Origin of the sequence: Periweissella ghanensis, from assembly GCF_918814755.1 — a bacterium.
GTDB lineage: Bacteria > Bacillota > Bacilli > Lactobacillales > Lactobacillaceae > Periweissella > Periweissella ghanensis.
The window spans coordinates 1-7,467 of record NZ_CAKKNT010000046.1 but is presented as its reverse complement, the minus strand read 5'-3'; the positions used below and the strand labels follow the sequence as shown (position 1 = coordinate 7,467).

6 protein-coding genes are annotated in these 7,467 nt (G+C 39.7%); 2 read left to right on the top strand and 4 right to left on the bottom strand.

Translation table 11 applies throughout. The features are described from left to right. Positions 1-120 precede the first annotated feature (120 nt). On the bottom strand, positions 121-900 hold the full coding sequence (locus tag LQZ76_RS09770) for a hypothetical protein (protein ID WP_230099528.1): 780 nt from the start codon (positions 898-900) through the stop codon (positions 121-123). Between the two features lie 197 nt (positions 901-1,097). Here LQZ76_RS09770 and LQZ76_RS09765 point away from each other — a divergent pair, with 197 nt between their 5' ends. After that, the gene (locus LQZ76_RS09765; RefSeq protein ID WP_230099527.1) at positions 1,098-2,012 is read left to right on the top strand and encodes a methyl-accepting chemotaxis protein; all 915 of its coding nucleotides are present in this window, start codon (positions 1,098-1,100) and stop codon (positions 2,010-2,012) included. 146 nt (positions 2,013-2,158) lie between these two features. Here LQZ76_RS09765 and LQZ76_RS09760 read toward each other — a convergent pair whose 3' ends face one another. Beyond that, positions 2,159-4,234: a methyl-accepting chemotaxis protein gene (locus tag LQZ76_RS09760; protein ID WP_230099526.1), complete on the bottom strand. Its 2,076-nt coding sequence runs from the start codon at positions 4,232-4,234 to the stop codon at positions 2,159-2,161. A 243-nt stretch (positions 4,235-4,477) separates the two neighbouring features. On the opposite strand from LQZ76_RS09760, the gene LQZ76_RS09755 reads away from it, so the two are divergent. Beyond that, entirely contained in the window at positions 4,478-5,194 is a 717-nt protein-coding gene (locus tag LQZ76_RS09755; RefSeq protein ID WP_230099525.1) for a sunset domain-containing protein, read from the top strand. Between the two features lie 104 nt (positions 5,195-5,298). On the opposite strand, the gene LQZ76_RS09750 is transcribed toward LQZ76_RS09755, so the two are convergent. Together LQZ76_RS09750 and LQZ76_RS09745 are read right to left on the bottom strand one after the other, a co-directional pair. After that, the gene (locus tag LQZ76_RS09750) at positions 5,299-6,300 is read right to left on the bottom strand and encodes a hypothetical protein (protein ID WP_230099524.1); all 1,002 of its coding nucleotides are present in this window, start codon (positions 6,298-6,300) and stop codon (positions 5,299-5,301) included. After that, a complete protein-coding gene (locus LQZ76_RS09745; protein ID WP_230099523.1) occupies positions 6,300-7,202 on the bottom strand; it encodes a hypothetical protein in 903 nt (300 codons plus the stop codon). The genes LQZ76_RS09750 and LQZ76_RS09745 overlap by 1 nt, the downstream gene beginning before the upstream one ends. Positions 7,203-7,467: the final 265 nt, after the last annotated feature.

Sequence of the window (7,467 nt, the reverse complement as noted above, 5' to 3'; positions counted from 1 at the left end):
GCTCGCTAATTTATTCACTTTTTTCAAAATAAAAAAATTCCAGATGGAAATGATACTCATTTCCATCTGGAATTTTTATTTAAGAGGTAGTTATGTCACAACCCCTTTTTTCATATACTGTTAAGCATTTTCGGTAACGACTTTTTTACCTGTATCGGTCGGCTTTTTCTTGGCCGTTGGATAGTTGAAATAAATCGTCTTACCAGAAACAATGTGCTTCTTAACTTGTTTTGGCATGTGCGTTTGATCTTGTAATAAGATGTTATTGAAAATTCCTGGTAACTTATCATCGGTTTTCTTGATGAACTTCTTGTTAAACCAGTAGGCGGTTAAATCATCATCCAAGAACGTCTTAGGATCATCGGCCACTTTACTCATCTTGCGCACTTGCTTGGCTGAGGCATATAACACGAAGAGTGGTTTTGATTTCTTGTGCACCTTCACATATGACACAATCAAAACCCCATCCTTTTTAGCCGCTGGGTGATGGCGCATGCGGAAGATGGCCTTTTGCGCGTTACTCAACACCTTGGCTTGATCTTCAGCCGTGCCGTTAAGTTGCGCTTGCACCCCGGTATTTTTGTGGGGTTGCATCAAAAGAACTAAGTAATCGTTAAAGCCAAATTTGCTCGTAACTTCTAACTTTTTCAAATCACGGGCTTGAATTTTAGCTTTCTTAATCGCAATTTTTTCTAATCGCAATTGTTCAGCTTGATATTGTTGACCGCGAATCGTACTGATACTAGCACCACTAACAAAGATAATAACCATCGTTGTTAGCATGTATTTCCATTTATTATTTGGTTGTTTTTTAATAGCCCCCCGCAGCCACATAATCATAAATACCAGCGCCGCGAGCATGCTGATAATGTATATCGCAATAACGATTGTTAGTATCATTTATTTTATCCCTACATTTTGTATTTTAAAAATAAGTGTACCAAAAAATCACCTATAAGTGAATACAAGCAAAAATTTCTTAACCGACTAACTACATTGGCTGACAATTTTACCGATGTTTATCCGTTAACGACTTTAATTTTTAGTATATCTGCCGATTGTTTAAGTAACACACTAAATTAAAGGACGTTGCAATCATGGAAAATTCTGAATTAATTCAATATTCATTGCGCCAAATCGTTGATGAAAAAGTTCCCTTCGCCGTTTTCAACACTGAGCGGGAACTTATTCATGCTAACCCAATTTTTGCAGAAACTTTGGGGTACACCGTTGAAGAAATCTTGCACCACAAACATGCGGATTTCTGTTTTTCAACTTATACCGAACATCCCCAATATGAAGTTTTTTGGAATACACTCCTTAGCGGTGAACAATTCCAAGAACAAATTCTCCGTAAAACTAAAACTGGTGAACGAGTTTTCTTTGAAGCAACGTATGTACCAGTTAAAGATGCTGATGGTAATGTGGTTTCAGTTGTTAAAATCGCCTTTGATACTACTGATCGGGCAATTGGCCTTGGCGGCATTCTTAAAAAAATCAAGTCATTTACCGAAGATGTTGACTACATCGCTAATCGTGGGGTTGAACGGGTTAACCAAACGATTACGAGTGTTAATGAAATGGAAGAATTCACGACTAAAAACAAGCAAACGAGCACGACTTTGTTACGTGAAACTGAACAGGCCAATGACATCATCACGGTCATCCAAGATGTCGCTCACCAAACACGCATGTTGGCGGTTAACTCCGCGATTGAAGCAGCCCGTTTGAATGAACATGGTGGTAGCTTTAATGTGATCTCCCAAGAGATTCGTAAGCTTTCAAACCAAGTCCGGGAAGAAGCCGTTAACATTCATGAACGGATTAGTAAGATTGAAGAACAAGTTAAATTACTTGCCGAAGAATCAAACCAAATTAATGCAATGACCGGTAACTCTTCAGAAATGTTGAACATCAACTTAGCTTCATATGAAGAGCTCAAAGATGGTGCGAAAAAAATTAATGAAATTTACTTCCAAATTGGGCACCTATTTGAAGAACAAGGTAACTAATTTAAGCAATTGTTTCATGTGAAACTTTTGCTACCTCGTGTAACAAACCCTACATCCAATGTAAAAGAATGCCCCGGCTGAATTTTTCAATTCAGTCGGGGCATTCTTTTTTAACATATGAGCGAAGTAACTTTCGTCACCGACGCTTATTTTTGGACTTCAAATTTTTGTAATAACGTATTTAAGTGTTCAGCCGATGTCCCCAACGTTTGGACACTATTAGTGAATTCATCCATCATGGCGGATACTTCTTCTGCGTTCGCTGACACTTCTTGTGTACCTGCTGAACTTTCCTCTGCCGCCGATGAAATTGATTCCAAGCTACTCAAGACTTGCGCTTGAATCGTCGCCACTTCATCAGCTGCCATCACAAGTGAACCAACTTCTTCGCGTAACGCTTCATTATTGGCAAAGACAGCTTGCGTCGCACTCAATGATTGATCCAACAAGCTTGCTTGGGCGTGGCCCCCAGTTACAGAGGCATCGGTTTTGGTTACCATCACTTGGGCATCCCCTTGAATCCGATTAACAATGTTTTGAATGCTCTTCGTTGATGCTTTACTTTGTTCCGCTAAAACGCGAATTTCCGTGGCCACAACGGCAAAGCCCTTCCCGGCTTCCCCAGCACTTGCAGCTTCAATTGAGGCGTTGAGCGCCAATAAGTTAGTTTGTTGCGAAATATCGTTGATCACTTTGATGACGGTACTAATCTCTTGGACATTTTCCGCCATCGTCGTCATGCTAGTCTTTAATTCCATCAACTGGGTCATTTGGGCTTGCCAGTTCGTTTGCACCGTGGTCGTCATCTCAACATTAGCTTGGTTTAACTGGGCTGATTCATCCGCTTTGTTAAGCATCGTGCTAACGTTGGCTTGCATGTGATCTAAGACTTTTGATAGGCCTTGGACAGTCGCAACCCCATGCTCGGTTTCGGTTGCTTGGCTAGCCGCAACTTGGGCAATTTCCGTCACGGTCGTCGCCACTTCATCCGTCGCCGCATTCGTTTGTTTGGCGAGCTCACCCATGTTATTAGCCTCATTGGCCACGAGGTGACTTTCGGCTTGGACTTGAGTAATTAAGGTCCCCATTGCGGCAATCATGTCATTGTAGTGACTTGATAAGCGGTTAAATTCATGCCCGTCAGCGTTAGGCGTAATAATGCGGTCTGCGGCCTTATTTATCCCCATCCCCGTGCCGGTATTTTCAATTGGCAAGAGCTTACCTTCACTGGCTTGAGCAAAACTTTCCGTGTAACGGTGTAAAATTTTGCGAATTAAATTCGTGTAGTGGACGGAAATAATGGTCGTTACCAAGCCCACAATAATCATTACAAAGAGCGAAATCCCTAAGAGTAAGCCTTGTTCTAAGCCAATTTCTTGATTAGAAACTTGTTCAATGACCCAGATTTTACTGCCCAGGTCACCTTTGTCAAAGTAAATCTTTTTACCATCAACACTTAAAAAACCACTCCGTTTTGTAGCTTTGGCAATTTGTTTAAAGATCGCCCGATTGCTGATACTTTTCCCAACTGGATACGTCAACTGCTTAGTTTGACCAGCGGAAGCAACGACAATCCCGGCTGTAGAAACCACCGTTGAGGTTCCAGTACGCCCGACATCAAGGTCTTTAACCGTATTTTGGATCGCGTCAAACGGAATATCAATTTCAAGCACGCCGACTTCCCCACTAGCATTCGTTATTTGCAGTGAAGCTGACACAATTGCCTGGTCGGTTGAGGCATCGATATACACTGGTGAAATGTAGACACTACCGTTCGCTTGCACCGCCCCTTTGTACCAATCCCGAGTCCGCGGATCAAAGCCGGCTGGAATGTTCCCGGTTGCTACTAGCGAACCATCACTTTTAGCAAAGGCGACATCACTTAAATACGCATTCCCACTATCCATAATCATGTTAATTTGCGATTGAATCGTACTCATGTCAAATTTCTTGGCGGCAAGAGCATCTAACTTCGCCAATTTATTAATCTGCTCACTAGCTTTAGTGTTGGCATCCATATTCGTGGTGTTGATAACTTTGGCAGCACTACGCTCAATGTTCTCCACCCGCTGATTAACTAAATTAGTAGTAATCAGAAATGAGGCCAGCACCATCAAAAGCACGGGCAGGACTGAAATGGCAATCATGCCACCCGTCAAATACTTCCCAATACTACGTTGCTTATCATTACTGGTTGGTGCTTTAATTCTATGTTTCTTCATCGCAAGGCTCCTTAATATGTTATCTAATATAGTTCAATCGGATAATTAGAAATTAATTAAAGAGCTGTGGGCCTTTTATTGAAAAATTCAAAGATTGTTAAATTTAATGACCAAGTAAACTACGGCAAGACGTTGGTTTTAACCAACTAACTTAAACTATAATTAATCTTTTCTTACATTTCTTAAAAAATATGCTATATTAATTATAGCACAATTACATTTATCCAATTAAGGAGCCTTGCAATGACTAATAAATCCCCACAACACATCCTTACAACGCATCGTAACTGGGCGCTTTTTTTATTTTCATTCGTTATTTTGCTATTTTTCAATCCCGCCAATCTGGGCATTTTACGGACCTTATTAGTCATTGCCGCCGTGATAATTGGCATCGCCCACATCATTTTGTTCAAGCGTAATCCCGCCGACGTGCCAAGCCAGCTCAAGCTCAAACAAGGCCTCGTGCTAATTCTAGTTGTGACGCTAGCTTCTGCGACGAGTTCTGTATTCAAAACGCTCACCGCCCCGGCTGAAGCAATTAAACCAATCGCGACGGCCCAACCCCACAAACAGGTACCAAGCGTGCCCAAAGCTGCCAGTAGTACCGTGAGTTCAAGTAGTAGTGCCGATGCAGCGAGTTCGCAAGTGACGACGGCTATAACACCTACCCCACCGGCGAGTTCATCATCGGTTATCGCTAACAACGATCCTGACACTGATATCGCCGCTGCGGATACGGCCGCGTCACAAACGCCAGCAACTCAAGCCAGTGCTAGTAGCGCGAGTCAAGATATGAGCGATCGTGTGGCCACTAATAGTGGTGGCATAATCGCTGATGTTAACTCACATATTTATCATCTTCCTGGGCAGAAGAAATACCACATCAAGCCCGAAAACATCGTCCGCTTCGCCACGGAAGCTGATGCCCAAGCGGCTGGTTATATCCGTTCTAAACGTTAGCCCACCGACTATATTTTTAACACCTTGTCAGCAATCCGTTGCGGCAAGGTGTTTTTTTGACGTAAATAAAAACGACCACTGGGGGGTAGTGGTCGTTAAAGCAGTTAGGCAAAATAATTTAGGTTCATTTTAATAATCTGAGCAACCGCAATACCAAACCCAATACTTAATAACGAGCCCACCATATAATATTCTGCGTAATCTGAACTATCATTAATCTGTTGAAAGCGCCCAATTGATTTTATGGCAATTATACCTGCTAAAGTCGGTGTAAGTTGACCAATCAACGTTCCCAATAAAATAAGCAACCGTTCCACGATACCAATCGTAGTCCCGGTCATTAATCCTTTCTTAGGTTCCTCTACTTTTTTCACTTCAGATTCTTGTGTATTTCCTACTTCAGGTTCACCTTCTTTTCCATCCGTATTCATAATTTTTTTAATTAACTTCTTAAATCCTTGGATAGTTATAATATCACATACCGCAACTAATATTATATTCAAGCCTAAATTATTTTCTGTTTCAGGTTCTTCTGTAGTTACTCCCTCCGGTGCTTCTGTTTTTCCTGCCTCAGATTCTTGTATATTTTCTACTTCAGGTTTACCTTCTTTTTCATCCGTATTCATAATTTCTTTAATTAATACCTTAACTCCTTGGCTAGTTATAATACCACCTACTACAACTAACATTATATTCCACGCTAAATTAACGTTTGTATTCGCATGTAATTCCGAATCGCTCGCAAAGAATGGTATATACATACTAAATCCCCATAATATCCCCCATTGGATGCCTTGATTAACAAGATACGTAACCCACCGAGTATGATTGTTTTTCAAATTATTTACAGTCCACATTGCTAACTTATCACATCCCCAATGTAATATTACAATTAAGACTAACCCAATAATCACATGCCACCATATAATAGCACCATGTATTTTATTAGCTGCTAAATATCCCAACAAACAAATTAAAATAAGCATATTAAGTCCCAAAACAAGTAACACGTGTACTAACAACCATTTAAATTTGCTAGTAAATTTAAAAATATACTCCACTGCTACATACACTAATAGTAAGCTTAAAAATGTAAATTCCGCCATTATTTAAACATCAACCTCTCAATATTTTTCTCGACCGTCGCAATATTATGCTGCATCGCTGGTACGTCCATATCCCGAATAATTTTGCTAATCCGTGATGATATCTTACTCAACTCAGCAGTATCCTTTTGTTCAATATATTGCTTAGTATTTTTGTAACTATCAATATGGTACGTTTGATCTAATACTTTGGCCATCGAATATAAAGTTTCTTTCTGGATGCTATCACGCATTAAAAAGAAAACAATTTTACGAATACTAAGCAGATTGTTTTGACTAAATGGCACACTGTACGCTAGGTAAAATAAGGCACTCATAATATCAGTTTCTACCGTATCAATTGCGTATGGCACATCCGTCGCACTTGGTTCAAGGACGATCACCGCTAAATTAAATGGTAAATTAGTAATGAGATTATGTGTTACCTTGATTATCTTATGCTTGTCGCTTTCACCACGGAGCGCATTAATCATGTATTTACTAGTAAACATCAAATTACCATTAATTTCATCGAGGTCATTAACTGTTAGTAAATCATGTTGCAACTTGCCGTTAAAAACTAGCGCGGTATTAAACTCAATTAACGTTGGTGTCACCATGATTTTAATAATTAATTGCTGACACGCCGCCGAATAATATAGTTGATTTAGATACTTATAAATAAGGGGCATCATTTTATAATTAGGGCGATTAAAGATAGCAAACAACATGTCACCTTCCTTAATCGTAAAATGCCGTCCAACGCTACCATCAAATTGTTTCGTCAATAATGCACGTTGGAAGCGCTCATTTAGTGCGTGCATAAAAAAATTCAACAAATCACTTGTTCCATAACCAGCTTTAAAAGCAATGTTTTTACTATTTTTAATATCGATGGCAATTGCCCCATATAATTTATCCATTTTAACTACCTTTTATACCATTCAACTTATTTACGTGGTATAATACCACATTTTCATGTCTTAAAAAAGTCATTTAGAGCCCAATTACTAAAAAAAGACCGTTAAACGATTATAATTGGTTATTTAAGTAAATTACAGTAACAAAAAAGAGCTGTTGAACTGACCCCCATAAATTGGAGTGATGTTTTAAGCGATTAATTGGATGGCATGATTCTGGAATTCAACCGGACTCATGCCATCCAATTTTTCTTTAATTCGTTTGTTA

What these genes read in the sequence shown, in the direction of transcription:
- LQZ76_RS09770 (WP_230099528.1), bottom strand. Translation starts at nt 900, where the DNA reads ATGATACTAACAATCGTTATTGCGATATACATTATCAGCATGCTCGCG.
- LQZ76_RS09765 (WP_230099527.1), top strand. Translation starts at nt 1,098, where the DNA reads ATGGAAAATTCTGAATTAATTCAATATTCATTGCGCCAAATCGTTGAT.
- LQZ76_RS09760 (WP_230099526.1), bottom strand. Translation starts at nt 4,234, where the DNA reads ATGAAGAAACATAGAATTAAAGCACCAACCAGTAATGATAAGCAACGT.
- LQZ76_RS09755 (WP_230099525.1), top strand. Translation starts at nt 4,478, where the DNA reads ATGACTAATAAATCCCCACAACACATCCTTACAACGCATCGTAACTGG.
- LQZ76_RS09750 (WP_230099524.1), bottom strand. Translation starts at nt 6,300, where the DNA reads ATGGCGGAATTTACATTTTTAAGCTTACTATTAGTGTATGTAGCAGTG.
- LQZ76_RS09745 (WP_230099523.1), bottom strand. Translation starts at nt 7,202, where the DNA reads ATGGATAAATTATATGGGGCAATTGCCATCGATATTAAAAATAGTAAA.